The organism is Acidimicrobiales bacterium (genome assembly GCA_035630295.1).
Lineage (GTDB): Bacteria > Actinomycetota > Acidimicrobiia > Acidimicrobiales > Iamiaceae > Iamia.
The window spans coordinates 16,514-41,384 of sequence record DASQKY010000006.1 but is presented as its reverse complement, the minus strand read 5'-3'; the positions used below and the strand labels follow the sequence as shown (position 1 = coordinate 41,384).

The window sequence follows — 24,871 nt, the reverse complement described above, 5'->3', positions numbered from 1 at the left end:
GGGCGATGCCGTCCCGCCGGGCATGGTGCTGCTCGTCTGCGGTGGTGCGCTCGTCGCGGCGGGGATCGGGCTCGTCGTGCTCGTGCTCCGGACGGTGCTCGCGCAGGCGATCTCGCGCGACGTCGAAGCGCACGATCTGCGAGCCGAGCTCGACGAGGTCATCTGATGCCGATCGTCGTCGACGTCGACGTCATGCTGGCGAGGCGCAAGATGTCCGTGGGTGAGCTCGCCCAGCGCGTCGGGATCACTCCCGCCAACCTCGCCGTGCTCAAGAACGGTCGGGCCAAGGCCGTACGGTTCAGCACCCTCGACGCGCTGTGCGCGGTCCTCGACTGCCAGCCCGGCGACCTCCTGCGCTGGGAGTCGGGCGACCAAGCGCCCCGAGTCGCGCCCGAGGTGCGCACCAACGCACCGGCTTGACCGCACGCCCCTCGGGCAAGCTCCGTCAGGCGGGAGCTCGCGTGGGCCGGTATCGCCGGGCGACCGCCCCCGACCGGAACTCGTGGCGATCCACGAGCTCGAGCTGGATGCGCTCACGCAGACCGGCGAGCAACGTCGGCCCGTGTCCGGCAAGGACCGGATGCACAAGGAACTCGTACTCGTCGATCAGTCCCAGATCCGCCAACGCCAGGGGGAGCGTCACGCCACCCACCCACAGGCCCTCGCCTGGCTCCTGCTTGAGCCGCCGAACCGCTTGCCCCAAGTCGCCCCGCACCAGCTCGGCATTCCAATCGACCGCGCTCAGCGCGCTCGACACGACGTACTTCTTCGCCCGGTCGATCGTCTCGGCGAACGGGATCTCCCATTCACCCATCCAGTCAGGCCACGAGCCGGTGGCCGGCCGCCGCCACGCCGACTCCATCATCTCGTAGGTCACCCGGCCGAAGAGCAGGGCATCGGCTCGTTCCATCTCAGCGGTCCAGTAGCGCATCGACTCCTCGTCGGGGGGGAGCCCTGCCTCGTGATGGCAGCAGCCGTCGAGCGTGACGTTGATCGAGTATCGAAGTGGTCTCATCTCGTTGCTCTCCCTTGATGCGCTCCGCGCGTTCACCGCACCGTGCTCAGACGACTGCCGGCGCCATTCTCATCGGCGCCCCGATCGCACCTACTCAACACCCTCGTGGTGCGAACCAGACCGCAGACCGAGCGCTCGACCGATTCGGCGATCTGGGTCGGCGCGGGCGTGACGGACCAATGTCCCACAACGCTCCGCTGATCGGCCCGCCGAGGCCATCACCCAACGCCGGGTCCGCGACGGTCGAGTCGACCTCGACATGTCGTGGCACACCGACTGGCCAGTGCCGACTACAGCTCGATGTCGGGGTAGAGCGGGTGACGGGTGAGGAGGTCGTCGACCCGGGTGCGGGCCTCGTCGGTGATGCCCGCGTCGTGCTGGTAGTGCACGCGCGACGGCTGGCCCTGGCGGTTGCCGGACGCGATGACACCTGGTCGGGTGCTGCGGAGGACCCTTGCGATGATGTCGCTGATCTCGGTCATCTCGGCGGGACCCATGCCCAGGGTCGTCAGTGCGGGCGTGCCGAGGCGGAGGCCGCTGGTGTACCAGGCGCCGTTGGTCTCGTCGGGGACGACGTTGCGGTTCATGGTGACGCCCGCGGACCGCAGCGCTGCTTCGGCCTGACGACCGGTGAGCCCGTAGGGGCGGACGTCGAGGAGCACGATGTGGTTGTCGGTGCCACCGGTGACCACCGGGACGCCGCGGACCATCAACCCGTCGGCCAGGGTACGAGCGTTGTCGACCACGGCCGCGGCGTAGCCAGCGAAGGACGGCTCGGATGCTTCGGACAGGGCGACGGCCTTGGCCGCCATGACGTGGGGCAGGGGGCCGCCGAGCACCAGCGGGCAGCCCCGGTCGACCGTCTCGGCGAGGTCCGCGTCGCAGAGCACGAGGCCTCCTCGGGGGCCTCGTAGGGTCTTGTGGGTCGTAGTCGTCACGATCTGGGCGTGGGACACCGGGTCGTGATCGCCGGTCAGCACCCGGCCGGCGACGAGCCCCGCGAAGTGGGCCATGTCGACCATGAGCGTGGCGCCGACTTCATCGGCGATCTCGCGCATGACGGCGAAGTCGACCAGCCGGGGGTAGGAGCTGTAGCCGCCGATCAGGATCAACGGCCGCTCCTCGTGGGCCCGGCGGCGGACCTCGTCGTAGTCGATGAGGAAGCTCTGCGGGTCGACACCGTAGGAGCGGTGCCGGAACAGCTTGCCCGACACGTTGGGACGGAAGCCGTGGGTGAGGTGGCCACCGGCTTCGAGCGACATGCCCAGCAAGGTCTGGTCACCCAGTTCGCGGCGCAACGCCTCCCAATCCGCGTCGGACAGGTCGTTCACGTGCCCCGCGCCGAGACGCTCCAACGCCGGTGACTCCACCCGCTGGGATAGCACCGCCCAGAAGGCCACCAGGTTGGCGTCGATGCCGCTGTGGGGCTGCACGTACGCGTGATCCGCCCCGAACAGCTCCCGAGCCAGCTCACCGGCGCGGGCCTCGATGACATCGACGTTCTCGCAACCGGCGTAGAACCGCCGACCCGGGCTGCCCTCCGCGTACTTGTCGCTCAGCCAGCTCCCCATGGCCAACAGCACCGCCGGGCTGGCGAAGTTCTCGCTGGCGATCAACTTGAGGTGGCGTCGTTCATCGGCCAGCTCGCGCACCATCGCATCAGCCACCGCTGGCTCGACCGCCGCCACCGCGTCCAGGGCCACGGCGAAGGCGACCGTCTCGGGCGAGATCGCCTCGGTCGGGATGTCGAACCTCGCCAGGTAGGTGCTCAACAAGGTGCCAGCGGCCATGGGGTGCTCCCTTTGGTGGAACGGCCCAGGCGTTCGGCACGGCTGCGAGGTCGCTCCCCGGTGGTTGCATCCACCTCACGACGCCAGTCACGACCTCTCCCTCCGACGCTACACGGGCCATCGGTCACCGACCGACACGGTCGAGGGTTCGCCCGCCGGGCCGAGACGCGCCGACTGAACCTGCGCACCGAAGCCGGGGACGTCGGGGGGATCTCGTGCCGAACCCTCATCGGAACGGATGTTCGGCCGATGGAGGATCGTTACCGGACCGGCGACGCCGTCCGGTGTCGCCTCGGCTCCGGCCGCAGGAAGGCCCCGATGTTCATCGTGGGAACCCTCGTCATCGCCGTCGTCATCCTCGCCGGCCTCACCGTGCGACGCTGGCGCGTGAGGGCCACGGTGCTGGCGTTCGTCGCCGCCGCCATCGCTCTCCTCACCCCGGCTGGGACGGCCAGCGCCGCCGTCGTCCCGACCGTCCCCCTCGGTGTCGCCTCCAGCTTCGCCGTGCTCGGAGCCGAGACCGTGACCAACGTCGGTCCGACCACGCTGGATGGCGACCTCGGCGTCTCCCCCGGGACCGCCATCGTCGGGTTCCCGCCCGGCCAGGTCCTCGCTCCCTGGACGACCTACGCCAACGACGCCGTCGCCGCCTCGGCCCAGGCCGCCCTGACCACGGCCTACGTCAACGCTGCCACCCGATCGGTCGACAACGACATCACGGCACAGCTCAGCGGGGTCACCCTCATCCCCGGCGTCAGCGCCGGCCCCGGCGGCGGCGCCCTGCTCAACAGCGGCAACCTCACCTTCGACGGCCAAGGCCTGACCGACCCGGTGTTCATCATCCAGGCCGCCGAGCTCACCACCGCCACCGGCAGCACCATGACGCTCATCAACGGCGCCGACGCCTGCAACGTCTACTGGCAGATCGGGAGCTCGGCGACCCTCGGCACCAGCTCGGTGTTCCAGGGCACGATCATGGCCCTCGCCTCGGTCTCGGTGCTCTCCGGGGCCACCGTCCACGGGCGAGCGCTGGCCCGCACCGCCGCCGTCACCCTCATCGACGACACCTTCACCTCCTCGGCCTGCGTCGACGACGAGACCACCACCACGACGACCACGACCACCGAGGCCCCCACGACCGAGGGCACCACGACCGAGGGCACCACGACCGAGGGCCCCACCACCGAGGCCCCCACGACCGACGGCGGGACCACCACCACGACGACCACGACCACGACGGGCGGCAGCTCGGGCGTGCCCTTCACCGGCACCACGGCCCCCGGTTCCACCACCCCCGACGGCAGCATCACGACCCGCCCCGGAGACAGCACGTACCGGGGCAGCACCACGTCGGGACCCAGTGCCCGCCGGGGCCCGGACGTCCCGGCCGGACCGGGTGTCCCCGGCGTCTCCGGCCCGCCCCGGACCGGTGGCGCACCGGCTGCCCTCGACGGGCCCGGTGGACGTGAGGGCGACACCACGGTCGCCTTCGGCGCCGCCGGGTGCGTCGGGCTGGCCCTGATCGCCAGGGATCGCACCAAGCGCCCCACTGCCCGTCCGCGCTGAGGTGGTCACCTCCCTCCGGCACTTCGTCGGGCGGAGGGCGTGGGGGGCGGCGTCGACCACGACGATCGTCGTCGCCGTGATGCTCCTCTCCGCTCCTCACATCGCCCTCGACCCGGGCGGCCCGCCGGCCGTGGCCGTCGTCGAACCACCGACGGTGGGGGACGAGCGTCCGATCGACATCCCGCCCACTGCGGTCTCGTCGATGCCGCCCGCCGCCGCCGTGCCCGCCGACCTCGTCGACCCCGCCCTCGACCTGCGGGCCGGGCCGGTGGCGGTACCGATCGCCCTCGAGCTGCCCTCGATCGGCGTCCACGCCGACGTCCTCGGCGTCGGCCTCGGCGCCAACGACATCATGGACGCCCCCACGGGCGGGGCGGACGACCCGGTCTGGGGCCAGGCCTTCTGGTACCGCGGCAGCGCCGTGCCGGGGGCGGCCAGCACCGCCCTCATCGCCGGCCACATCGGCAGCCGCTACGGACCGGGCATCTTCGCCCGCCTCGACGAGATGGTCCCCGGGGACCCGATCGTGGTGCAGGACCTGCGCACCGGCCTCGGGACCCGGTTCGTGGTCACCGAGACGACCGAGTACTCCCTCGAGGAGGCCGCCCGGCCCGAGGTGCTCGACCGCATCTACGGCGCCGGCCCCGTCGCCGGCATGCACCCCCAGCCCTCGACCGACGGGCTCTCCCACCTGACCCTCATCACCTGCGCCGGCACCTTCCGCGGTGACACCCACGACCACCGCCGCGTCGTCTCCGCCGTCGCCCAGCCCTGAGTGACCGGCCGGTCCTCCAGGCCCTCCCGGATGCGGCCCGGTCAGGCCTGGCCGAGCCTCGCCGCGCACTCCTGGCACAGGTCCTCGACCGTCCGGCCGGTCGGATCGATGATCCAGTCGGGGTCGATGTCGCTCAACTCCAGGATCATCACCTGGAGCTCGGCATCCTGGCGGCGTCGTTCGAGATCGACGTCACCCGGTCGCCCTCGCTGCTGCATGCGCCGGAGGACCTCGTCGACCGTGGGCTTCAACGCCACCGTCTCGTACGCGATCCCGTGGCCCGACAGCACGTCCTGGTAGGCGGTCAACGGGTTGGGCGGGAAGCTGTACAGGATGAACTCGAGAGCGACGCCACGGCCGGCGTCGTGGGCGGCCACCAGGTCCCTGGCCACCTGCTCCTGGACGATGCGTTCGTGCTCGGGGCTCCTCAGGCCCGAGCCCCAGCCGTTCTCGACCCAGTACTCGTCCTCGCTCACGTAGGCCCAGCCCAACCGTTCGGCGACGCTCCGGGCCAGGGTGCTCTTGCCACTGCCACCCGGGCCGGTGACCAGCAGCGCCTTCGACCCCCCTGCCATCGGGCCAACGTACACGGGGCCCGCGAGCGGTCGAAGGGGTTGCCGAGAGCGCGGTCCCGCCCCCGGGAGGCCCGGTGGGGGGCCGCCAGCCGGGGGCCGGGCTGTTTGGGACCGGCCCCCGGGGGCGAGCGGGAGGGCATGACCGATCCCGACCATCCCGAGACGCCACCCGACGAGGGGGGCGAGGGCGACGGCACCACCTACGACGAGGACGGCACCACCTACGACGAGGACGGGGTGGCCGGCACCGACTGGAGCCTCATCCCCCCCGGTGAGCCCGAGCACCAGCACGACGACCCCGAGGGCCCGCCCAGCCTCAGGCCCTGAGCCTCGGCTCTCCACTCACACCCCGGCCCGGCCCTCCTCCCCGGCACGGGTGACCGCCCCACCTGATCGCCCACGTCCCGCCCCGCGGCCCCGGGCCGGTGACGACCGGGCCACACTGGAGGGCGCAGCCACCGCCACGGCCCAGGGTCAGCGCTCCTCCCGCCAGACCTCACACATCGGGGCGCCGGAGCGTTGACCGGGGGTGAGGATGGAGCCGTTCGAGGAGGTCGTGGGCCGGCACGGGCCGGTGGTGTGGCGGGTGTGCCGCGCCCTGCTGGCCCCGGCCGACGCCGACGACGCCTGGTCCGAGACGTTCCTGTCGGCCCTGCGGGCCTACCCGGACCTCCGGCCCGGCAGCGACGTGCGGGCCTGGCTCGTCACCATCGCCCACCGCAAGGCCATCGACCAGATCCGGCGGGCCGGGCGGGCGCCCTCCCCCGTCGGTGACCCGCCCGAGCGAGCGTCGGCCGAGGGCATACCCGAGCCGCCCGACGAGGCCCTGCGGGCCGCCCTGGCCGCGCTGGCCCCCAAGCAGCGCGCCGCGGTCGTCCTCCACCACGTGGCCGGCCTCCCCTACGCCGAGGTCGGCCCCCTGATCGAGAGCAGTGAAGCCGCGGCCCGGCGCAACGCCGCCGACGGCATCGCCCACCTCCGTGCCACCTACCCGAAGGGAACCAGACCATGATCCCCGACACCCAGCTCCCGCCGGCCCTGTCCCGCGCCCTCACCGGCACCGGCCCCGACCCCGGCACCGCCGCCGCCCTGCACGACCGGCTCACCACCGGCGCCGCGGACGAGGGCCTCCTCGACGTGGCCTACCGCACCACCGACAGCCCCTACGGCTCCCTCCTGGTGGCCGCCACCCCCGAGGGGGTCGTCAGGGTGGCCTTCGAGGTCGAGGGCCACGACACCGTCCTCGCCACGCTGGCCCAGCTGGTCAGCCCCCGCATCCTCCGCTCGGGCCGAGGCACCGACGAGGCGGCCCGGCAGCTGGAGGAGTACTTCGCCGGGCGGCGCCGCCGCTTCGACGTGCCCGTCGACCTCCGCCTGGTCGGCGGCTTCCGGCGGGCCGTCATCGAGCGGTTGGCCGACATCGCCTACGGCACCACCACCAGCTACGCCGCCCTGGCCGCGGCGGCCGGCAACGCCCGGGCGGTCCGGGCCGTGGGCAGCGCCTGCTCGCACAACCCCGTGCCCGTGGTGGTCCCCTGCCACCGGGTGGTCCGCAGCGACGGCACCATCGGCCAGTACCTGGGGGGCACCGACACCAAGGTCGCCCTCCTGGCCATGGAGGCGGCGGCGTGACCACCCCGACGGCGCCGGCCCGGGCCGAGGCGGTCGACGCGCTGCGCTGGGGCGAGGTGCGGGCCGACCTCGACGACGTCGGCGTGGCTGTGGCCGGGCCCGTGCTCGACGACGTGGCGTGCGCCGCGATGGTCGCCCTCTACGACGAGGACGGCCGGTTCCGCTCCACCATCGACATGGCCCGCCACCGCTTCGGCCAGGGCCAGTACCGCTACTTCGCCTACCCGCTGCCCGACACCGTGGCCCGGCTGCGGGCCGCCTTCTGGCCCTGCCTCCTGCCCATCGCCCGGGAGTGGGCGGCCCGGCGGGGCCAGCCCGCGCCCTGGCCCGACGACCTGGAGGAGTGGCTGGAGCGGTGCCACGCCGAGGGCCAGGCCCGGCCCACCCCCCTGCTCCTGCGCTACGGCCCCGGCGACTGGAACGCCCTGCACCGCGACCTCTACGGCGACCTCGTCTTCCCCCTCCAGGTGGTCATCGGCCTCGACACGCCCGGGGTCGACCACCAGGGCGGCGAGCTGGTGGTGGTCGAGCAGCGACCCCGGGCCCAGTCCCGGGCCACCACCATCGCCATCCCCAAGGGCCACGCCGTGGTGGTCACCACCCGGGACCGCCCGGTGCGGACGGCCCGGGGCTGGTCGGCCGGTCCCATGCGCCACGGGGTCAGCACCGTGCGCGCCGGGCGGCGCCACACCCTCGGCCTCCTGTTCCACGACGCCTCGTGACCGCCCGGACCTGGAGGCTGGTCGGGCCCGACGGCCAGCCCGTCGACAGCCCCCGACCCGGGACGCTGGGCGGCCACCGCCGCAGCCGCATCTACGGGCGGCTCGACTGCCCGTCGGCCCTGCGGGCCCTGGCCCGGGGCGGCTACGTGGCCGACCGGGTGTTCTTCGCCGACGAGGACACGGCCGTGGCCGCCGGCTACCGGCCCTGCGCCGTGTGCCTGCGGCCCGCCTACGACCGGTGGAAGGCGGAGCCGGGCCACATGTTTGTCCGGTGACCTCGCGGTGAGCGTCGGTGGGTCCCGCCCGCCGGCGGTACCGGACCGAGAGGAACACCCCATGACCACGGCACGCGAGATCATGACCGAGGGCGTCCAGCACCTGAACACCGAGGACCGGGTCATCGACGCCGCTCGACAGCTGGCCGACGGCGATGTCGGCGCCCTGCCGGTGTGCAACGCCGAGGGCCGGCTGGAGGGCATGGTCACCGACCGGGACCTGGTGGTGAAGGTCCTGGCCCAGGGCCTCGACCCCACCTCCACCACCGTGGGCGAGCTGGCCGACCAGGACGAGGTGGTGACCATCGGGGCCGACGACTCCCTGGAGGAGGCCATGCGCACCATGGCCGACCACGCCGTGCGCCGGCTGCCGGTGATCGACGGCACCGAGCTGGTGGGCATGGTCAGCCAGGCCGACCTGGCCCGGGCCTGCCCCGAGGACCAGGTGGGCGAGTTGGTGGAGGCCATCTCCACCGCCCCATAGCTGTGGTGACCCAGCGGCCAGCGCCCCACCACCCCGGCGCTAGGGTCGCCAGCGGTCGCGGCGGAGCAGGAGGTGCGCGCCGGTCGTGGGCAAGGCGAAGGACGACGAGACCACGATCGAGGTGGCCGGCCGGGAGCTGGCCGTCTCCAACCTCGACAAGGTGTTCTTCTCCGAGCGGGGAGAGACCAAGGGCGACCTCATCGACTTCTACTCGGCGGTGGAGGGCCCGCTCCTGGCCGCCATGGGGGGCCGGCCGGTGCTGCTCCAGCGGTTCCCCGACGGGGCCGAGGGGTCGTCGTTCTTCCAGAAGCGGGTCGATCGGGGCTCCACCTCCTGGCTGCAGACCACCGAGGTCAGCACCCCCAACGGCACCACGTCCAACGCCCTGGTGGCCGCCGACCTGGCCCACGTGGCCTGGGCCGTCAACAAGGGGTGCCTGGGCTTCCACGTGTGGCCGGCCCGGGCCGACGACCCGGAGCACGCGGACGAGCTCCGCATCGACCTCGACCCCACCCCCGGTGTCGACTTCGCCATGGTGCGCGAGGCGGCCCACGCGGTGCGGGCCCTGCTGGAGGAGCTGGGCCTGGCCGGCTGGCCCAAGACCACCGGCAACCGCGGCATCCACATCTACCTTCGGCTGGAGCCCCGCTGGGACGGCTACCAGGTCCGGGCCGCGGCCGTGGCCCTGGCCCGGGAGCTGGAGCGCCGCCACCCCGACCTGGTCACCGCGGCGTGGTGGAAGGAGGAGCGGGGCCGCCGGGTGTTCGTGGACTTCAACCAGAACGCCCCCCACAAGACCGTGTTCGGGGCGTGGTGCGTGCGGGCCCGGCCCGGGGCCCAGGTGTCGACCCCGTTCCACTGGGACGAGCTCGACCCCGGCTTCCACCCCGACCGGTTCACCATGCCGGTGGTGGCCCGCCGGGTGGCCGCCGACGGCGATCCGTGGACCGGGATGCACACCCGGCCCCAAACGCTGGAGCCCCTCCTGGCCCTCCACGAGCGGGACATGGCCGCCGGCCTCATGGACGCGCCGTGGCCGCCCGTCTACCCCAAGCAGCCCAACGAGCCGCCCCGGGTCGCCCCCTCCCGGGCCCGCAAGCCGCCGCCCGAGGCCTGAGCCTCAGGAGCGGGGCTCGCAGATGACCACCGGGATGTCGCGCTCGGTGCGCTTCTGGTAGCCGGCGTAGCCCTTGTAGGCCGCCACCACCTGGGGCCACAGCTCGGCCTTCTCGTCCTTGGTGGCCGTGCGGGCCCGCCAGGGCGTGGTCTTCCCGGCGATGGTCAGCTCCACGTCGGGCTCGGCCACCAGGTTGCGGTACCAGAGGGGATGGCGGTCGTCGCCGCCCTTGGAGGCGATGAGCACGATGCGGTCGTCGCCGTGGATGGGGGCGGTGAGCAGGGTCGAGCGCCGCTGGCCGGTCTTGCGGCCGGTGGTGTGGAGCTCGACGGTGGGCATCCCGAACGGCGCCGTCAGCAGGCGGCCCCCCGACACCTTGAGGACGGCCCGGTGGGCACCGTTCATCCCCTTGAGGCCGAGGTCGGCCAGCGTGTGCTTCAGGGCCATGGGGCCCTCCTCCCGATCGTGGTGGCGCGACTCTACGACGGCGGGGTCAGGGGGCGCGAAGGGTGGCCAGGGGCGGGCGGTCGCGGACCTCGATGGCCGTGTCGGGCAACCCGGCCCGGCGCAGCACGGCGCCGGCGCCGTCGCCGGCGCCGAGCCCGGCCCGCCGCAGGGCGACGTGCAGCACCTCGGCGGCCTGCACCGACAGGGCGGCCAGGGGGTGGTGGCGGTGGCGGCGCTCGCCCAGGTCGACCTGGGCCACGGCGTCGGCACCGTGGCCCCGGACCACGTCGATCAGCAGGCCCAGGTCCACGCCGTAGCCCCCAGCGAAGGCCACGGCCTCCAGCACCGAGCGACGGCCGGCCACCTCGCCCCCCAGGGGTTGGCGCACGCCCACCAGCTCGGGGTGGAGGGCCGAGATGAGGGGACGGGCCACCAGCTCGGTCACCCGGCCCCCGCCGTGAGGATCGGTCCCGGTGGGGCGCCGGTACCAGCCCTTGACCAGGGCCGTCGCCGGATCGACCAGCAGAGGGGCCACCAGCCGGCTCACCCAGCTCCCGTCCACCCCCACCAGGTCGGCGTCCAGCCACACCACCACGTCCCCGGTGGAGGCGGCCAGGGACTTCCACAGGGCCTCGCCCTTGCCCCGCCGGTCGTCGAGCTCGGGCAGGACCTCGGCCGCGGCCACCACCTTGGCCCCGGCGTCCACGGCCACCGCCCCGGTGGCGTCGGTCGAGTGGTCGTCGACCACGATCAGCTCGTCCACCAACGGCACGGCCTCGACCACCTCGCGTCGGATGGCCTCCACGATGGGCCCGATGGTGGCCGCCTCGTCCCGGGCCGGCAGGCACACCGACACGGTGGTGGTGCCCTTGCGATCGACGAGCTCGAGCGCGGTCAGCGCCGCGGCCGGGTGCGGGACCGGAGGGGGGCCAGCGGTCACCGGGACCCTCCGGCTTCGACGGCCCGGTCCGCAGCGGCGACCGGCGACCGCGGCACCACCACCCCGGCCTCACCGGCCATCCCATCGGTCGGGGGCCGGCCCCGCTGCCAGCGCAGCTCGTCGGCCAGCACCAGGCCCGGGGCCACCTCGACCTGGCCGGCCAGGGCCCGGGCCACGGTCAGGTACTCGACGGTGGCCCGCACGTCGTGGACCCGGAAGATGGCCCCCGGCTGCGGGCCCACGTGGCCGATGGCGGCCAGCGTCCCGGCCCCCCGGTCGCGGGGCCGGGTGGCGGTGAGGGCGCCCACGAAGTCCTTGCGGGACAGGGCGTAGAGGACGGGCCGCCCCAGGGCCCGCACCGGGGCCAGGTCCCGCAGCAGGGCGACGGTCTGGGCCGGGGTCTTGGCGTAGTCCACGCCGGGGTCGACGACGGTGGCCGCCGGGTCGACGCCCAGGCCGGCGGCCACGGCCAGGCGGTCGGCCAGCACCGCAGCCACCTCGGCGCTCACGTCGCCGTAGGCGTCGGGCTCCTGGAAGCGCTGCTTGGGCGGCACCTTGGTGTGCATCACCACCAGGCCGGCGCCGGCCGCGGCGCAGGCCCGGGCCACCTCGGGGTGGCGCAGGCAGCTCACGTCGTTGACCAGGGCGGCGCCGGCGTCGAGCACGGCCTCGGTGACGGCCGGGCGGTAGGTGTCGACCGAGACCAGGGCCCCGGGCCGGGCGGCCAGGATGCCGGCCACCACGGGCAGGACCCGGGCGATCTCGACCTCCTCGGCGATCTCGGGCACGCCGGTGATGCCCGACTGGCCGCCCACGTCCACCAGGTCGGCCCCCTCGTCCAGGGCGGCCAGGGCGTGGGCCACCCGCGCCTCGTCGGAGGCGGCCGGCGACGTGTCGGAGAAGGAATCGGGGGTGGCGTTGACGATGGCCATGACCAGCGGCCGGTCGGTGGCCACCACCCGGCCCCGCAGGACCAGGCCGGGCCCACTCTCGGATGCGTCGCCCATCGAGGTCAGACGTGGCGGCGGTAGCGCCCGCCGACCTCGAAGAGCGTGTGGGTGATCTCCCCCAGCGAGCAGCACCGCACCGCGTCCATGAGCACGGCGAACAGGTTGTCACCGGCCAGGGCCGCGTCGCGCAGGCGGGCCAGGGCGGCGTCGCGCTCGGAGGCATGGCGCTCCTGGAAGGCGGCCAGGCGGGCCAGCTGGCTCTCCTTCTCGTCGTCGGTGGAGCGCTGGAGCTCGACCGCGGCCGTGTCGTCGTCGGCCCGGTCGTCGGGCGGCAGGAAGGTGTTGACCCCGATGATGGGCAGGGTGCCGTCGTGCTTGCGGGTCTCGTACAGCAGCGACTCGTCCTGGATGCGGCCCCGTTGGTAGCCGGTCTCCATGGCCCCCAGCACGCCGCCCCGCTCGGCGATGCGGTCGAACTCGGCCAGCACCGCCGCCTCCACCAGCTCGGTCAGCTCCTCGACGACGAACGAGCCCTGGTTGGGGTTCTCGTTGAGGGCCAGGCCCCACTCCTCGTTGATGACCAGCTGGATGGCCAGGGCCCGGCGCACCGACTCGGCCGTGGGGGTGGTGACGGCCTCGTCGAAGGCGTTGGTGTGGAGGCTGTTGCAGTTGTCGTAGATGGCGATGAGGGCCTGGAGGGTGGTGCGGATGTCGTTGAAGGCCATCTCCTGGGCGTGGAGCGAGCGGCCCGAGGTCTGCACGTGGTACTTGAGCTTCTGGCTGCGCTCGTTGGCCCCGTAGCGGTCGCGCATGGCCACCGCCCAGACGCGGCGGGCGACGCGGCCCAGCACCGTGTACTCGGGGTCCATGCCGTTGGAGAAGAAGAACGACAGGTTGGGGGCGAAGTCGTCGACGTCCATGCCCCGGGCCAGGTAGGCCTCGACGTAGGTGAGCCCGTTGGCCAGGGTGAAGGCCAGCTGGCTGATGGGGTTCGCCCCCGCTTCGGCGATGTGGTAGCCGGAGATGGAGACGCTGTAGAAGTTGCGGACCTTCTGCTCGACGAACCACTCCTGGACATCGGCCATCATCCCCAGGGCGAACTCGGTGGAGAAGATGCAGGTGTTCTGGCCCTGGTCCTCCTTGAGGATGTCGGCCTGCACCGTGCCCCGCACGGTGGACAGCACGAAGGCCCGCACCTCGGCCGCCTCCTCGGCGGTGGGCGCCCGGCCGTGCTCGGCGGCGAAGGCGTCCAGGCGCTGGTCGACGGCGGTGGTCAGGAACATGGCCAGGATGGTGGGGGCCGGGCCGTTGATGGTCATGGACACCGAGGTGGACGGGTCGCACAGGTCGAACCCGTCGAAGAGCACCTTCATGTCGTCGAGGGTGGCCACCGACACCCCGGAGTTGCCGACCTTGCCGTAGATGTCGGGGCGCCGGTCGGGATCGAAGCCGTACAGGGTGACCGAGTCGAAGGCGGTGGACAGCCGGGTGGCGGGCTGGCCCTCGGACAGCAGGTGGAAGCGCCGGTTGGTGCGGAAGGCGTCGCCCTCGCCGGCGAACATGCGGGCCGGCCGCTCGCCGTCCCGCTTGAACGGGAACACCCCGGCGGTGAACGGGTAGCGGCCCGGCAGGTTCTCCTCCATCAGGAAGCGCAGCAGCTCCCCGTGGTCGGTGACCCGGGGCAGGGCCACCCGCCGGATGGGTGAGCCCGACAGCGACTCACGGGTCAGGGCGGTGGTGATGTCGCGGTCGCGCACCCGGACGGTGTGCTCGTCGCCGGAGTACGCCTCGACCGTGGCCGGCCAACCCTCCAGCAGGGCCCGGGCCTCGGCGTCCAGCTCGGCGTCGGCCGCCGCGGCCAGGGCGGGCAGGGCCGCGGCCTCCTCGTCGCCGCCGGCCTCGGCCACCAGGGCCCGCACCGCGTCGAGCTGTTGGCGGCGGCGGGCCACCTCGGCCTGCTGCTCCACCCGCTGGTGGTGGGCCCGCACCGCCTCGGCCACCTCGGCCAGGTAGCGGGCCCGGGCCGGGGGCACGATGGCGGTGTCCGCCGTGCTGACCTTGGCCTCGACCCGGGGCAGGGTGCCGCCCTCGGCCGGCACGGCCAGGCCCTTCTCGGCCAGGCGGCGGGCCAGGTCCTGGTAGAGGGCGGTGACCCCGTCGTCGTTGAACCGGCTGGCCACGGTGCCGAACACGGGCATGTCCTCGGGGCTCGACCCGAAGGACTCGGTGGCCCGCACCACCTGGCGGCGCACGTCGCGCAGGGCGTCCTCGCCGCCCCGGCGGTCGAACTTGTTGATGGCCACCACGTCGGCGAAGTCGAGCATGTCGATCTTCTCCAGCTGGCTGGCCGCCCCGAACTCGGGGGTCATGACGTAGAGCGAGACGTCCACGTGGTCGACGATGGCGGCGTCACCCTGGCCGATGCCGGGCGTCTCCACCACGACCACGTCGGCGCCCCACGCCTTGGCCGCGGCCACCACGTCGTCGAGGGCGGCGGGCACCACCGCCCCGGGGGTGCGGGTGGCCAGCGAGCGGAAGAACACCGTGGCCGGGTCGATGGAGTTCATGCGGATGCGGTCGCCCAGAAGGGCGCCGCCCCCCTTGCGCCGGGTGGGGTCGACGGCCAGCACCGCGATGCGGAGCTTGTCCTCGTGGTCGAGGCGGAAGCGGCGCACCAGCTCATCGGTCAGCGAGGACTTGCCCGAGCCACCGGTGCCGGTGATGCCCACCACCGGCACGGTGCGGGCCCCGGCCGTGGCCCGGAGCTCCTCGACCAGGGCGGCCGGCAGGGTGCCGCCCTCCAGGGCGGTGATGGTGCGGGCCAGGGCGGCGCCGTCGCCGGCCAGCAGGCCGTCCAGGTCGGCCGGCGGGCTGGCGGCCAGGTCCACGTCGCACGCCCGGACCAGGCTGTTGATCATGGCCGGCAGGCCCAGGCTCTGGCCGTCGTGGGGGGAGAAGATGCGGCTCACGCCGTAGGCCTGGAGGTGGTCGATCTCGGGCTTGACGATGACGCCGCCCCCGCCCCCGAACACCTTGACGTGGCCGGCGCCCCGCTCCCGCAGCAGGTCCACCAGGTACTGGAAGTACTCGACGTGGCCGCCCTGGTAGGAGCTGACGGCCACGCCCTGCACGTCCTCCTGCACCGCCGCGGTGACCACCTCGTCGACCGAGCGGTTGTGGCCCAGGTGGATGACCTCGGCCCCCTGGGCCTGCAGGATCCGCCGCATGATGTTGATCGACGCGTCGTGGCCGTCGAACAGGCTGGCGGCGGTGACGAACCGCACCGGGTGGGCCGGTCGGTGCAGGTCGGGGGTGGTCATGGAGCGCTCCCGGGGTGAGGGGGCCCAGGATACCGACGGGGCCCCCGGCCCCTTCCCTCCGCACCGGCCCCGGGCGCCGGCCGGCCGGCGCCGGCCCGGTACCCCCATGCGGGGTGAGGGGGTAGGATGCGGCAAGCGTCACGCGGGGGGCGACTGATGGAGACATGGCGGGCCGACGGCGGCCGGAACGGGCGGGACCCGGGCACCCAGGGGCCCGGTGGGAACGGCGCGGGCGTGCCGTACTACTGGCGGTCGGTGGACTGGGACCAGCTCATCGCCGACTACCCACCGCCACCCATGTACGGCAACGGGTTCGGCCGGGCCTCCGACGACGAGGTCCGGGCCCGGCAGGAGGAGCGGGCCCTGGTCCGGGTGGCCGACGCCTGGTCGGTCCCGTTCTACCGGGGCCGGTGGGCAGCGGCGGGCATCGAGCCCGGCGACGTCACCGACCTGGACGACATCGACTCCCTGCCCACCTTCGACAGCGACGACCTGCAGGAGGCCCTGGCCGAGGCCCCACCCTTCGGCTCCCACCACCCCTTCGGCCGCGACGACATGGCCGACCACCTCCCGCTCAAGCTCCAGACCAGCGGCGGCACCACCGGCCTGCCCCGGGCCACCATGTTCGACGCCGTGGCCTGGGAGGTGCAGGGCATCCAGACGGCCCGGGCCCTGTGGGCCCAGGGCGGGCGGCCCGGTGACGTCATCCAGATCCCGTTCACCAACGCCCTGGGCAACGCCGCCTGGTCGGCGTACGTGGGCATCCACCACTGGCTGGGCGCGGTGCCCGTCACCACCGGGTCCGGGGCGGTCACGCCCAGCACCCGACAGCTCGAGCTGGCCGCCAGCTACGGCACCGACGGCTGGTACGCCATGGGCGACTACCTGGCCCGGCTCACCGACGTGGCCGAGGACATCGGCTTCGACCTGCGCAGCCTGCCCACCCGCTACCTCATGAGCTTCCTGGGGGCCGACGCCGACGGCCACCTCCGGGCCCGGCTGGAGCAGGCCTGGGGGGCACCGGTGTTCGACAACTACGGCGCCCACGAGGTCGGCCTGGTGGCCTTCGAGTGCGCCCACCAGGCCGGCCGGCACGTCAACGAGGACACCGTCCGCCTCCAGGTCGTCGACGTCGACGACCCCGACCACCCCGTGCCCCTCGGGGCCCCCGGGAACCTGGTGGCCACCAGCCTCCACCGCCGGGTGCCGCCCATCATCCGCTACAACCTGCGCGACACCATGGCCCTCTCGGACCGGTCCCGGTGCGCCTGCGGCCTCACCACCGCCACCCTGTCCACGTTCATGGGCCGCAGCGACGAGATGATCAAGGTCCGGGGCCAGAACGTCCACCCCATGGCCTGCCAGGACGCGGTGGCCGGCGACCGGCGGACGACCGGCCAGTTCCTGTGCGTGGTGCACCGGCTCGACAACGGTCGCTCCCGCCGGGACGAGCTGCGGGTCCGGGTGGAGCGCCGCTCCCGGGACGTCGACGAGGGCGCGCTGCGCTCCCACCTCCAGGCCGAGCTGGCCGAGGACCTGGGCGTGCGGCTCGACGTGGACATCGTGGAGGCGGGGGAGCTGGCCCGCCACACCGGGCTCGGAGGCGAGGGCAAGGTGCGCCGCCTGCTCGACCTGCGTGACCGCCACCGGCCGACCGACGGCACCGCCTCGGAGAGCCCGAGCGGCCCCTACGGTACGTAGCGGTAGGGTCGCGCGGTGCCGGCCGCCCCCCCGATGCCCTTCGATCCGATCGAGGAGGGCCGGCGCCAGTGGGCCGAGGCGGGCTGGCCCGACGCCGCCCCCGGCATGGGCGTGGTCGGGTCCGTGCTGCGGGTCCAGCAGCTGTTCCTGGTGGCGGTGGAGGACGTGCTGGCCCCCTTCGAGCTCCGGTTCGCCCGCTACCAGGCCCTGCTGCTGCTCCTGTTCTCGCGGCGGGGGCGGGTGCCCATGGGCACCCTGGCCCAGCGCCTCCAGGTCCACTCGGCCACGGTGACCAACGTGGTCAACCGGCTGGAGGACCAGGGCCTGGTCCGGCGGGAGGCCCACCCGGCCGACGCCCGCAGCGCCCTCGCCGCCCTCACCCCCCGGGGGCGCCGGGTGGCCCTGGCCGCCACCGAGGCCCTTCGGAGCCAGGTGCTCGACCCGGTGCCCCTGACCGAGCGGGAGGCGGCCCGGCTCTCGGTCCTGCTCCGCCGCCAGCGCCTCCACGCCGGGGACTTCGTCGTGCCCGGCCGCCGCCTGGCCCCGCCGGGTGCCGGGCCGGGCTGGGGGCGGGAGCCGCTGCCCTTCGACCCCATCGCCGAGGCCCGGGAGCAGTGGGCCCGGGCCGGCTGGTCCGACGCCGGCCTGGGGGTCGAGGTGGTGGCCTCGGTGTTCCGGGTCGGCCAGATCTACCTGAACGACCTGGAGCGCACCCTCCGCCCCCTCGACCTCAGCTTCGCCCGCTACGAGGCGCTGATGCTCCTGCTCTTCGCCCGGACCCAGCGCCTCCCCATGGGCAAGCTCTCGGCCCGCCTCCAGGTCCACCCGGCCAGCGTCACCAACGCCATCAAGCGCCTGCAGGACGAGGGCCTCATCCGGCGGGACACCAATCCCGACGACCGGCGCAGCTCGTTCGCCACCCTGACCCCGGCCGGCCACCGGGCCGTGCTGCGGGCCACCGAGGCGGTGCGGGCCGAGGTGCTCACCGACGTGGGCCTGACCGAGCGCCAGTGCGAGGAGGAGTTCCGCCTGCTGCGGAAGGTCCGGGTCGCCTTCGGCGACTTCACCCCGTCCACCGACCCCCGGCCCCCCCGGCCCGACCTCAGAGGTGCGCCGCCTCGCCTCCGTCGATGACGAACACCGAGCCGGTCACGAAGTCCGACGCGCTGGACGCCAGGTAGCACACCAGGTCGGCCAGCTCCTCGGGCCGGCCCATGCGGCCGGCCGGGATGCGGGCCAGCCGGGCCGCCAGGCGGTCCGGCGACGACGTCACCCCCTCCTGCATGGCGGTGGCGAAGGCGCCGGGGGCGATGGCGTTGACCTGCACGCCGTCGGGGGCCAGCTCGGCGGCCAGGGCCGCCGTGAACTGCACCAGCGCCCCCTTGGTGGCGGTGTAGGCGACCAGCCCGGCCGCGCCCCGCAGGGCGGCGGTGGAGGCGATGTTCACGATCTTGCCCGACCCCTGGGCCACCAGGTGCCGGCCCGCCGCCGCGCACAGGTGGAACGGCGCCAGGACGTTGACGTCGAAGGCCTCGCGCCAGGCTTCCGGGGACTGGGCCAGGAACCGCCCCCGGGCACTCACCGCGGCGTCGTTGACCACGATGTCGAGCCGGCCGAAGGCGTCGAGGGCCCGGTCCACCAGATGCTCGGCCGCGGCCGGGTCGCGCAGGTCGCAGGGAGCGGCCCGCACCCGCTCGGGGGCCGTGGCCGCCAGCGCCTCCAGCTCCGGCCCGCTCCGGGCCGAGGCCAGCACCCGGACCCCGGCCTCGGACAGAGCGGTGGCCGTCGCCCGGCCGAGCCCCCGACTCGCGCCCGTGACGACGGCCACCTTCCCGGCCAGTCCCCGCTCGACCAGGCCGGGCCCCCCGGTCACGACCTCCCGGCCCGGAAGCGGCCCAGCGCCTCCTGCGCGGCCTGGGTCAGGGGCGTGACGCACCGCCCCCGGTCCCCGAGGCGACGGTCGCGGGTCTGGCCCTCGGCGAAGCGCTGCCGGAGCTGGAGGTTGACCACCGCCGCCCGCCACAGGCCGAAGGCCTCGTACCAGGCCAGGTCCCGCAGGCGCAGCGGGGAGCGCTCGGCGTACCACCCGACCATCTCCTGGCGTCGGGCCAGGGGCGCCTGCTCGAGGCCGGGGAACATCACCCGGTGGCGCGAGATGGGGTCGTCGGGGTCGGGCCAGTAGGCCAGCAGGATGCCCAGGTCCAGGAGCGGGTCGCCCAGGCAGGCCATGTCCCAGTCCAGGACGGTGGTCACCACGTCGGGGCGGCCCGGCGCGAACTGGCAGTTGTCGAGGGTGAAGTCGTTGTGGACGATCGAGGTCCGCTGGGGCCGGGGCAGCGAGGCCAACAGGCCCTCGCCCACCTCCTCCAGAGGCAGGGCCGAGCGGTCGACGCCGAGGGCCCGCAAGCGCCGGAGCCAGCCGGTGAGGTGCCGCTCGGCGTAGCTCCGGGGCCGACCCATCTCGCCCAGGCCCGAGCGCAGGGGCTCGACCTGGTGGAGGTCGACCAGGGCGTCGATCAGCGCCTCGCTGGCCCGCCGGCCGGCGTCCTCCCCGGGGAGGGTCGGCGGCAGCGACGACCGGATGGTCACCCCCACCCGATGCTCCATGATCACGAACGGCGCCCCGATCACCCCGGCATCGGCGCAGTACAGCAGGGCCCGGGGGGCCCGGGGGTAGGCGTCGCCCAGGGCGGCCAGCACGCAGTGCTCGCGGTACATGTCGAGGGCCAGGGGTGCCACCGGGCCCAGCGGGGGGCGGCGCAGCACCAGGTCGCGCCCACCGAGGCGCAGGAGGTAGGTGAGGTTGGCGTGGCCGTGCTCGAACTGCGACACCTCGAGCGGCCCGTGGAGGCCGTCGATGGTGGCGCACAGGTAGGCCTCCAGGGCGGCCACGTCGACGGCCTGGTCGGGCCGCGGCGCGCCGTGGGCCCGCCCGTGGGCGTCGTCGAGGCCGCTCCCGTGCCGGCCCCCCGCCCGGTGGGCCGTGCCCGCCATGGGCCCCTCGCTCATGTCAACCTCTTCCTGGCCACGACGTACTGGTCCTTCTGTGCGACGACGAATGGGCGAAGGTCGGTACGACCCCGCCAGCGACGGGACTTCACGTGGCGCCGGGCCCACCCGGGCGCCAGGTCACGCGGGACCGGAGGTCAACCCCCCGGTCCCGACTGTCGGGACGGCGCCGCCACGCTGCCCGGGGCGACCTGGCGCCCGGTGATCTCGGTCAGGCTCACGGTCGGTCTCCCTCCTGGTCCAGGGGGCATCGCGCCCCCTCCCCACCAACCAGGGCGCCCGACCCGCCGGGCATGGTACTTTGAGGTCCATACAGTTGTCAATTGTTCGGTCATGACACCCTCCCGGCCGGCGCGGACCGGGGTGCAGGAGCCGCCTCCGCCCACCGGCCCTCCCAGGCGTCGCCCCCAGCGGTGAAGAGACGGGCCTCGCGGGCGGCCACCTCGATCGCCACCTCGGTGCCTGCCCGCCAGGACCCGACATCGGGCTGGCGGACCCCGGCCCGCAGCCGCGACCCGGCCCTGTCCAGCACCACGTCCACGTGGCCGCCCGCCGGCTCGGCGTGCCCGAGGACGGCCCCGCCCACCCGGATCACCCCCGGCCGGGGGTCGACGGCCCCCAGGGGCCGGGCCAGGCGGACGGCCTCGGGCCGGGCGTAGAGGTCGAGCACCGACGGGGCACCGGCGGCGACCGGGCCCGCCCCCTCGACCACTCCCCCGGGTACTGACCACCCGTCCCCGGCCCGCACCAGGCGGGCCACGGGGCGGAAGCCCAGCAGGCGGGCCACGGTCACGGTGCGGGGCCGTTCGAACACCTCCGCCGTCGCCCCGGCCTGGGCGATCCGGCCCCGGTCCACCACCGCCACCCGGTCGCCGAGGGCCAGGGCCTCCTGCAGGTCGTGGGTGACGTAGACGGCGGTGAAGCCGATGCGGCGGTGCAGCAGGCGCAGCTCGGTGCGGAGCTGCTCGCGTCGCGGGGCGTCCAGGTTGGACAGGGGCTCGTCGAAGAGCACCACCCGGGGCCGGGCCACCAGGGCCCGGGCCAGGGCCACCCGCTGCTGCTGGCCGCCGCTGAGCTGGCCGGGCCGCCGGCCCAGCAGCGAGACGTCCAGGTCGACGAGGGCGGTGATGTCGTCCACGGCCGAGGCCCGCTCGGCCCGGGGGCGGCGCCGGGCCCGCAGGGGGAAGGCGATGTTGTCCCGCACCGTGAGGTGGGGCCACAGGGCGAAGCTCTGGAACACGAGGCCCACGTCCCGTCGGTGGGGGGCCACGCTCACCCGGCCGGCCACGTCCACCACCACCCGGTCGCCGAGGAGGACCCGGCCGGCGTCGGGCTCCTCCAACCCGGCCAGGCAGCGCAGGGCCGTCGTCTTGCCGCCCCCACTCGGCCCCAGCAGCACCAGGAGCTCGCCCTCGGCCACCCGGAACGACACGTCGTCCAGGGCGGTCACCACCTCCCGCCCTCGCCGGAAGCGCTTGGCCAGGCCCTCGGCCACGATCTCGGTCACCGCCGCCGCCTCGCTCGGGCCGGCACCGGCACCGGCACCGGCACCGGCACCGGCACCGGGGCGAACCGGGGCTGGACGGGCAGCAGGCCCCGGCCGCCGAGGGCCAGGGCCGCGGCCACCCCCAGGCCGGTGACGGCCACCATCAGCAGGGCCATCACCGCCGTCTCGGGGTAGGAGCCGAAGCTCCACAGGTCGTGGAGCACGGTGCCCATCACCTGGGTGTCGCGGGAGCGGACCAGCAGGGAGGCCGAGAACTCGTGCGTGGCCAGGACCACCACCAGCGCCGCCGCCCCGGCCAGGGCCGGGCGGAGGAGGGGCAGCTCGATGGTCAGGGCCCGGCGCAGGGGGCCGGCCCCGCAGGCCGCCGCCGCCTCGGTGGGCTCCGGGCCCAGGGCGGCCAGGGCGGCCAGCTGCAGGCGCACCGCGAACGGCACCATGATGGTGACGTACACCAGGACCAGGGCCACCGGGGTGCCGTAGAGCGGCAAGGGGGAGGCCACCGAGGCCAGGAGGAAGCCGGTGCCCAGCAGCACGGCCGGGATGCCCAGCGGCAGGTGGGCGACGAGGTCGACGGCGGCCGCCAGCCGGCTGCGGCGCCGGTGGACCAGCACCGCCAGCAGGTAGGCCAGGGGCAGCACCACCAGCGTGGTGGCCAGGGCGTAGGCCAGGCTGTGGCCCACGGCATCGACCACGTCACCCCGGTCGAACAGCACCGTCCGGACGTGGGCCAGCGTCCACGTCCCCGGGTCGACGTCGCCGGTCCACACCGGTGACACGGCCACCACCAGGAGGGCGGCCAGGGGCAGGGCGGCGGCCACCACGCCGTACAGCGCCAGGCCCCAGCGGGCCAGGGGGCCGCCGGTGGCCGCCGGCCGGGCGCCCCGGGCCGACGCGGTGACGAACCGGTCCCCGTCCCGGAGCACGAGGCGTTGGAAGGCCAGGAAGGCCAGGCCGGTCACCAGGACGGGCAGGCCCTGGGCCGCGGCCAGCGGCAGGTCGGGGGGCGAGGTGCTGGTGCGGTGGTACATCTCGGTGGTCAGGACCGAGATGCCGGCCTGGCGCCCGTAGATGAGGGGCGCGGCGAACTGCCCCAGGCCCAGGAGGGCGGCGGTGGTGCCCCCGTAGAGGAGGGCCGGGCGAAGCAGGGGCAGCACCACCCGGACGAAGGCCCGGGTGGGCCCGGCCCCGCTGGCGGCGGCGGCGTCGATCAGCTCGGGGTCGAGCCGGGCCAACGAGCTGGCCACGAACAGGTACACGAACGACGTCAGGTACAAGCCGCCGACCAGCACGATGCCGGGCACGCTGTAGGCGTCGAAGGGGCCCTCCCGGAGGTGGCCGAGGCCGGGCAGGGCCCGCAGGGCCTGGTTCACGTACCCGACGGTGGGGCTGAACAGGAAGGCGTAGCCGATCACCAGCGGCAGCTGGGGCAGGAGGAGCGGGGCCAGGGGCAGCAGGCCCAGGGCCCGCTGGCGCCGGGGCAGGCGGTGGGCCGACCAGGCCAGCACCGTGCCCAGCACCAGGGCCATCGCCACCGACCCGGCGGCCAGGCCCACGGTGGTGGCCACCGTCTCCCCCACCTCCGGGTCGCCCAGCATGCGGCGCAGCCCGTCGGCGTCGCGGTGGAGGGCGAAGCGGAACGTGTACCAGACCGGGAGCCCGCACAGCCCGCCCGTCACCACCAGGGCGGCGGCTGCCCCCCCGTGGGCCCGCAGGCGCCGGAGGTCGGCGCGGTCAGCGAGCGAAGGTCGCATCGAGGGAGCGGCGGAGCGCGGCCAGCTCGCTGTCGCGGTAGGAGGTCACGTCGGTGACCCGGACGTCGTCCAGGGAGAAGGGGGCGTCCACGCCGGCGTCGGGCCCGAGGACCGAGGCCGCGTCCTGGGCCGCCACCTCCTGGGCCTCGGGGGTCAGGAGCCAGTTGGCCAGCACCTGCGCCGCGGCCGGGTCGTCGGCCGAGCACAGCACGTTGGCCACGTACGCGTTGGCCAGCGGCTCCACCGGGTAGGCGATCTCCACCGGCGCCCCCTCGGGCACCAGGGCCGGGGTGATGTAGGCCGAGATGCCGACCTCGCCGGCCGCCACCGCCTGGGCCAGCGCCGAGCCGCTGGCGTAGAAGCGGGGGTCCTGGTCGGCCAGGGCGGCCAGGAAGTCGTCGCCGTACTGCTCGGACCAGATGGCGAAGCTGGCGGCGACCGGGGGGGCCTCGTAGTCGTAGAGGCCGACGAGGCCCTCGTAGGCGGGGTCGGCCAGGTCCTCGAACGAGGAGGGCGGATCGTCGATCACCGAGGTGTTCCAGCCGTAGCCGATGACGGCCAGGGCCACCAGGGTCGAGGTCCGGTCGGCCGACAGGACGTCGTGGTCGGGGTCGGTCACGTCCGGCCCCACCAGGGGGGCGAAGAAGGTGGTGCCGTGGGCCTGCTGCCAGGCCTGGTCGGTGTGCACGGCCAGGTCCGCGCTGCGGGCGCCGCCCTGGGCCTCGGCGTCGATGCGGCGGGTCAGGTCCGGCGACGTGGCCCGGGTGACCTCGACCCCGATGTCCGGGTAGGCCCGGGCGAAGGCGGCCACCAAGCGGTCGTTGAGGGCGGGGGCCAGCGTGCTGTACCAGCGCACCACCCCCTCCCGGGACGCTCGGGCCTCGATCTCGCTCCACTCGCCGTCCGGGTAGGCGCAGTCACCGCCGGAGCCGCCGGCGCGCCCGTCGGCGGCGCTCGACGCACCGTCGAGGTCGTCGCCGCACCCGGTGGTCCCCGCCGCGGCCAGGAGGAGGAAGGTCGCGGCCCACCGGGTGCGGCGCGCCAGCCGGCGCCGGAACGCGAGGGAGGTCATGGTCGCTGCAGTGCCCGCTCTCCCGCCCAATGACCTCGCCTCTCTCGTGAACGGCGCGGCCCACCCAAGGCCGCGCCCGGACCCCGTAGCCCGCCGGCTATTTAGAGGTCCAACAAACAAACCCTAAGTGTGGCAGTAGCGGCCTGTCAAGGGTTCTGCAAAGGTTCGGCAAGGTTCGTGCCCCACCGTAGGGTCACAACCACAAAGTGTGAGCAGGCGGGCC

Annotated in this window: 24 protein-coding genes and 1 riboswitch; of the genes, 12 read left to right on the top strand and 12 right to left on the bottom strand. The window is 74.4% G+C overall.

Annotated elements, in window-relative coordinates; all coding sequences use genetic code 11:
* Nucleotides 1–165 precede the first annotated feature (165 nt).
* Nucleotides 166–420 (top strand): helix-turn-helix transcriptional regulator, encoded by a 255-nt coding sequence (locus VEW93_02335; protein HYI60624.1) that lies wholly within the window; start codon nucleotides 166–168, stop codon nucleotides 418–420.
* A gap of 25 nt (nucleotides 421–445) precedes the next feature.
* Here VEW93_02335 and VEW93_02330 read toward each other — a convergent pair whose 3' ends face one another.
* Together VEW93_02330 and VEW93_02325 are read right to left on the bottom strand one after the other, a co-directional pair.
* A complete protein-coding gene (locus VEW93_02330) occupies nucleotides 446–1,015 on the bottom strand; it encodes a dihydrofolate reductase family protein (GenBank protein HYI60623.1) in 570 nt (189 codons plus the stop codon).
* A gap of 290 nt (nucleotides 1,016–1,305) precedes the next feature.
* The gene (locus tag VEW93_02325) at nucleotides 1,306–2,805 is read right to left on the bottom strand and encodes a glycine hydroxymethyltransferase (GenBank protein HYI60622.1); all 1,500 of its coding nucleotides are present in this window, start codon (nucleotides 2,803–2,805) and stop codon (nucleotides 1,306–1,308) included.
* Between the two features lie 16 nt (nucleotides 2,806–2,821).
* Nucleotides 2,822–2,906, bottom strand: a riboswitch (ZMP/ZTP riboswitch).
* 217 nt (nucleotides 2,907–3,123) lie between these two features.
* Here VEW93_02325 and VEW93_02320 point away from each other — a divergent pair.
* Entirely contained in the window at nucleotides 3,124–4,371 is a 1,248-nt protein-coding gene (locus VEW93_02320; protein ID HYI60621.1) for an ice-binding family protein, read from the top strand.
* A 79-nt stretch (nucleotides 4,372–4,450) separates the two neighbouring features.
* Complete coding sequence (locus VEW93_02315; protein ID HYI60620.1) at nucleotides 4,451–5,146, top strand: class F sortase; 696 nt, start codon at nucleotides 4,451–4,453, stop codon at nucleotides 5,144–5,146.
* 41 nt (nucleotides 5,147–5,187) lie between these two features.
* Here VEW93_02315 and VEW93_02310 read toward each other — a convergent pair whose 3' ends face one another.
* Entirely contained in the window at nucleotides 5,188–5,721 is a 534-nt protein-coding gene (locus VEW93_02310) for an AAA family ATPase (protein HYI60619.1), read from the bottom strand.
* A gap of 138 nt (nucleotides 5,722–5,859) precedes the next feature.
* Here VEW93_02310 and VEW93_02305 point away from each other — a divergent pair, with 138 nt between their 5' ends.
* The 7 genes from VEW93_02305 (at nucleotide 5,860) to ligD (ending at nucleotide 9,951) form a co-directional block, all read left to right on the top strand.
* The gene (locus tag VEW93_02305) at nucleotides 5,860–6,048 is read left to right on the top strand and encodes a hypothetical protein (protein HYI60618.1); all 189 of its coding nucleotides are present in this window, start codon (nucleotides 5,860–5,862) and stop codon (nucleotides 6,046–6,048) included.
* A gap of 208 nt (nucleotides 6,049–6,256) precedes the next feature.
* The gene (locus VEW93_02300; protein ID HYI60617.1) at nucleotides 6,257–6,733 is read left to right on the top strand and encodes an RNA polymerase sigma factor; all 477 of its coding nucleotides are present in this window, start codon (nucleotides 6,257–6,259) and stop codon (nucleotides 6,731–6,733) included.
* Nucleotides 6,730–7,353, top strand: coding sequence for a methylated-DNA--[protein]-cysteine S-methyltransferase (locus VEW93_02295; GenBank protein ID HYI60616.1), 624 nt, complete (start codon nucleotides 6,730–6,732; stop codon nucleotides 7,351–7,353). Before VEW93_02300 ends, VEW93_02295 begins: the two co-directional genes overlap by 4 nt.
* Nucleotides 7,350–8,075 carry a 2OG-Fe(II) oxygenase gene (locus tag VEW93_02290; GenBank protein HYI60615.1) on the top strand — a complete coding sequence of 242 codons (726 nt, stop codon included), beginning with the start codon at nucleotides 7,350–7,352 and terminating at the stop codon, nucleotides 8,073–8,075. Before VEW93_02295 ends, VEW93_02290 begins: the two co-directional genes overlap by 4 nt.
* A complete protein-coding gene (locus VEW93_02285) occupies nucleotides 8,072–8,350 on the top strand; it encodes an Ada metal-binding domain-containing protein (GenBank protein ID HYI60614.1) in 279 nt (92 codons plus the stop codon). The genes VEW93_02290 and VEW93_02285 overlap by 4 nt, the downstream gene beginning before the upstream one ends.
* Nucleotides 8,351–8,411: 61 nt before the next feature.
* Entirely contained in the window at nucleotides 8,412–8,834 is a 423-nt protein-coding gene (locus VEW93_02280; GenBank protein ID HYI60613.1) for a CBS domain-containing protein, read from the top strand.
* 85 nt (nucleotides 8,835–8,919) lie between these two features.
* On the top strand, nucleotides 8,920–9,951 hold the full coding sequence (gene ligD, locus VEW93_02275; protein HYI60612.1) for a non-homologous end-joining DNA ligase: 1,032 nt from the start codon (nucleotides 8,920–8,922) through the stop codon (nucleotides 9,949–9,951).
* A 3-nt stretch (nucleotides 9,952–9,954) separates the two neighbouring features.
* Here the strand turns inward: ligD and VEW93_02270 are convergent, their stop codons facing one another.
* From VEW93_02270 to icmF, 4 genes are read right to left on the bottom strand one after another with little or no spacing between them, the layout of a single operon-like run.
* Nucleotides 9,955–10,398: a nitroreductase family deazaflavin-dependent oxidoreductase gene (locus VEW93_02270; protein ID HYI60611.1), complete on the bottom strand. Its 444-nt coding sequence runs from the start codon at nucleotides 10,396–10,398 to the stop codon at nucleotides 9,955–9,957.
* Between the two features lie 46 nt (nucleotides 10,399–10,444).
* The gene (locus tag VEW93_02265) at nucleotides 10,445–11,338 is read right to left on the bottom strand and encodes a glucosyl-3-phosphoglycerate synthase (GenBank protein ID HYI60610.1); all 894 of its coding nucleotides are present in this window, start codon (nucleotides 11,336–11,338) and stop codon (nucleotides 10,445–10,447) included.
* Entirely contained in the window at nucleotides 11,335–12,345 is a 1,011-nt protein-coding gene (gene folP, locus VEW93_02260) for a dihydropteroate synthase (GenBank protein ID HYI60609.1), read from the bottom strand. The genes VEW93_02265 and folP overlap by 4 nt, the downstream gene beginning before the upstream one ends.
* Nucleotides 12,346–12,350: 5 nt before the next feature.
* A complete protein-coding gene (gene icmF, locus VEW93_02255; GenBank protein ID HYI60608.1) occupies nucleotides 12,351–15,608 on the bottom strand; it encodes a fused isobutyryl-CoA mutase/GTPase IcmF in 3,258 nt (1,085 codons plus the stop codon).
* A 156-nt stretch (nucleotides 15,609–15,764) separates the two neighbouring features.
* Here icmF and VEW93_02250 point away from each other — a divergent pair, with 156 nt between their 5' ends.
* Both VEW93_02250 and VEW93_02245 read left to right on the top strand, forming a co-directional pair.
* A complete protein-coding gene (locus VEW93_02250) occupies nucleotides 15,765–17,309 on the top strand; it encodes a hypothetical protein (protein HYI60607.1) in 1,545 nt (514 codons plus the stop codon).
* A gap of 15 nt (nucleotides 17,310–17,324) precedes the next feature.
* Nucleotides 17,325–18,443, top strand: coding sequence for a MarR family transcriptional regulator (locus VEW93_02245; protein ID HYI60606.1), 1,119 nt, complete (start codon nucleotides 17,325–17,327; stop codon nucleotides 18,441–18,443).
* Here the strand turns inward: VEW93_02245 and VEW93_02240 are convergent.
* The 5 genes from VEW93_02240 to VEW93_02220 all read right to left on the bottom strand — a co-directional run bounded on the left by VEW93_02240 (nucleotide 18,412) and on the right by VEW93_02220 (nucleotide 24,648).
* Complete coding sequence (locus tag VEW93_02240; protein ID HYI60605.1) at nucleotides 18,412–19,182, bottom strand: SDR family NAD(P)-dependent oxidoreductase; 771 nt, start codon at nucleotides 19,180–19,182, stop codon at nucleotides 18,412–18,414. The two genes, VEW93_02245 and VEW93_02240, sit on opposite strands and share 32 nt — an antisense overlap.
* Nucleotides 19,179–20,318 (bottom strand): phosphotransferase family protein, encoded by a 1,140-nt coding sequence (locus VEW93_02235; GenBank protein ID HYI60604.1) that lies wholly within the window; start codon nucleotides 20,316–20,318, stop codon nucleotides 19,179–19,181. Before VEW93_02235 ends, VEW93_02240 begins: the two co-directional genes overlap by 4 nt.
* 331 nt (nucleotides 20,319–20,649) lie before the next feature.
* Nucleotides 20,650–21,825: an ABC transporter ATP-binding protein gene (locus VEW93_02230; GenBank protein HYI60603.1), complete on the bottom strand. Its 1,176-nt coding sequence runs from the start codon at nucleotides 21,823–21,825 to the stop codon at nucleotides 20,650–20,652.
* Nucleotides 21,822–23,576: an ABC transporter permease subunit gene (locus VEW93_02225; protein ID HYI60602.1), complete on the bottom strand. Its 1,755-nt coding sequence runs from the start codon at nucleotides 23,574–23,576 to the stop codon at nucleotides 21,822–21,824. The genes VEW93_02230 and VEW93_02225 overlap by 4 nt, the downstream gene beginning before the upstream one ends.
* The gene (locus VEW93_02220; GenBank protein HYI60601.1) at nucleotides 23,557–24,648 is read right to left on the bottom strand and encodes an extracellular solute-binding protein; all 1,092 of its coding nucleotides are present in this window, start codon (nucleotides 24,646–24,648) and stop codon (nucleotides 23,557–23,559) included. The genes VEW93_02225 and VEW93_02220 overlap by 20 nt, the downstream gene beginning before the upstream one ends.
* Between the last annotated feature and the right edge of the window lie 223 nt (nucleotides 24,649–24,871).